The following is a 2,445-nucleotide window of genomic DNA, read 5'->3' on the forward strand; positions in this document are numbered from 1 at the left end:
CGTTTACCACAACTACTTTGATGTCAGCATTGCGGTATCTACGCCACGTGGCTTAGTCACTCCAGTTCTGCGTGACTGCGACAAGTTAAGCTTGGCTGAAATCGAAAATGGTATTAAAGAGTTAGCCATTAAAGGTCGCGACGGCAAATTGACCATGGACGAAATGCAAGGTGGTAATTTCACTATTACCAACGGTGGCGTCTTTGGTTCGTTGTTATCAACGCCAATTCTGAACCCACCACAAAGCGCAATCTTGGGAATGCACAAAATCCAAGACCGGCCAATGGCGGTGGACGGCAAGGTTGAAATCCTGCCAATGATGTATTTAGCGTTGTCATACGACCATCGCATCATTGACGGCAAAGAGTCGGTGGGCTTCTTAGTCACCGTGAAGAACCTGCTTGAAGATCCTCAGCGTCTCCTGCTGGATATCTAATAGCACTCGGGCGGCAGTCTAATTTTCGACTGCCGCTGTTATTTTGGGCGGGAAAAACGTATAATCCCGCGCGAAAATCGGGTAAGCAGCCTCGGCTGCTTTCGTTTTGAATGAACAAACGGAATAAGCATCATGAATTTGCATGAGTATCAAGCAAAACAGCTATTCAGAGAGTTTGGACTGCCAGTCTCTGAAGGCTTCGCAGTCGACACGCCTGAAGAAGCGGTCGAAGCAGCCAAGAAAATTGGTGGCGACAAGTGGGTTGTAAAATGTCAGGTTCACGCTGGCGGCCGCGGTAAAGCGGGCGGTGTGAAATTGGTCAGCAGCCTTGATGAAGTACGTGCATTTGCTGAGAACTGGGTTGGTAAAAACTTAGTCACTTATCAAACTGACGCCAATGGCCAGCCAGTTGCAAAAATTCTGGTTGAAAGCTGCACAGACATCGACAAAGAGCTTTATCTCGGTGCAGTTGTTGACCGTGCTACCCGTAAAATCGTTTTCATGGCATCGACTGAAGGTGGTGTTGAAATCGAGAAAGTTGCGGAAGAAACTCCGGAGAAAATTCTGAAAGCAATCATCGACCCAACGGTTGGCCCACAGCCATTCCAAGGTCGTGACCTAGCTTTCCAACTGGGCTTAAACCCAGAGCAAGTGAAGCAATTCACAAAAATCTTCTTAGGTTTGGCGAAGATGTTCGAGCAGTACGATTTCGCACTGTTAGAAATCAACCCATTGGTTATCACTGACGAAGGCAACTTGCATTGCCTCGACGGTAAAATCAACATCGACAGTAATGCGATGTATCGTCAGCCAAAAATCAAAGAAATGCACGATCCTTCACAAGAAGACGCGCGTGAAGCTCACGCAGCGACATTCGAGCTGAACTATGTTGCGCTTGACGGTAACATCGGTTGTATGGTTAACGGCGCAGGCCTTGCCATGGGTACCATGGACATCGTTAAGTTAAGCGGCGGCGAGCCAGCTAACTTCCTTGACGTTGGTGGCGGAGCAACGAAAGAGCGCGTTTCTGAAGCGTTCAAAATCATTTTGTCTGACGACAATGTGAAAGCCGTATTCGTTAACATCTTCGGTGGTATCGTACGTTGTGACATGATCGCAGAAGGGATTATCGGTGCAGTTGAAGAAGTTGGCGTTAAAGTGCCAGTGGTTGTTCGCCTTGAAGGTAACAACGCTGAACTGGGTACGCAAAAACTCGCCGAAAGTGGCTTGAACATTGAAGCCGCTACCAGTCTGACAGATGCAGCTCAGAAAGTTGTTGCTGCAGCAGCCGGAGGTCAATAATGTCTATCTTGATCGATAAAAACACCAAAGTTATCTGCCAAGGTTTTACCGGTGGTCAGGGTACTTTCCACTCTGAGCAAGCCATTGCTTACGGTACGCAAATGGTTGGAGGTGTGACCCCAGGTAAAGGCGGTCAAACGCACTTAGATTTACCTGTATTCAACACAGTTAAAGAAGCGGTTGCAGCGACCGGCGCAACAGCGTCAGTTATTTATGTTCCTGCACCTTTCTGTAAAGACTCCATTATTGAAGCTGCGGATGCGGGCATCGAGTTGATCATTTGTATCACCGAAGGTATTCCAACGTTAGACATGCTCTACGTGAAAGAATACTTAACGCACAAAGGCGTGCGCATGATCGGTCCAAACTGCCCGGGTGTTATCACGCCAGGTGAATGTAAAATCGGTATCATGCCAGGTCACATCCACAAGCCAGGTAAAGTCGGTATCGTTTCTCGCTCAGGTACGTTGACGTACGAAGCGGTGAAACAAACCACCGACGAAGGCTTCGGCCAGTCAACCTGTGTTGGTATCGGTGGTGACCCGATTCCAGGTTCTAACTTTATCGACATCCTAGAGATGTTCGAGAAAGATCCGAAAACTGAAGCGATCGTCATGATCGGTGAAATCGGTGGAACCGCAGAAGAAGAAGCGGCTGAGTACATTAAAAACAATGTGACTAAGCCAGTTGTTTCTTACATCGCGGGT

At 48.0% G+C, this 2,445-nt stretch carries 3 protein-coding genes; all 3 read left to right on the forward strand.

Going from position 1 to position 2,445, the window contains the following annotated elements; all coding sequences use genetic code 11:
- Nucleotides 1-436: 2-oxo acid dehydrogenase subunit E2 (locus J5F18_RS08145; protein ID WP_346301768.1), on the forward strand; the 436-nt coding region annotated here is incomplete at its 5' end.
- A gap of 132 nt (nt 437-568) precedes the next feature.
- Nucleotides 569-1,738 carry an ADP-forming succinate--CoA ligase subunit beta gene (gene sucC, locus J5F18_RS08150; protein ID WP_346301769.1) on the forward strand — a complete coding sequence of 390 codons (1,170 nt, stop codon included), beginning with the start codon at nt 569-571 and terminating at the stop codon, nt 1,736-1,738.
- Nucleotides 1,738-2,445: succinate--CoA ligase subunit alpha (gene sucD, locus J5F18_RS08155; protein ID WP_346301770.1), on the forward strand; the 708-nt coding region annotated here is incomplete at its 3' end. The genes sucC and sucD, both read left to right, overlap by 1 nt.

The organism is Halomonas sp. BM-2019 (assembly GCF_017584085.1).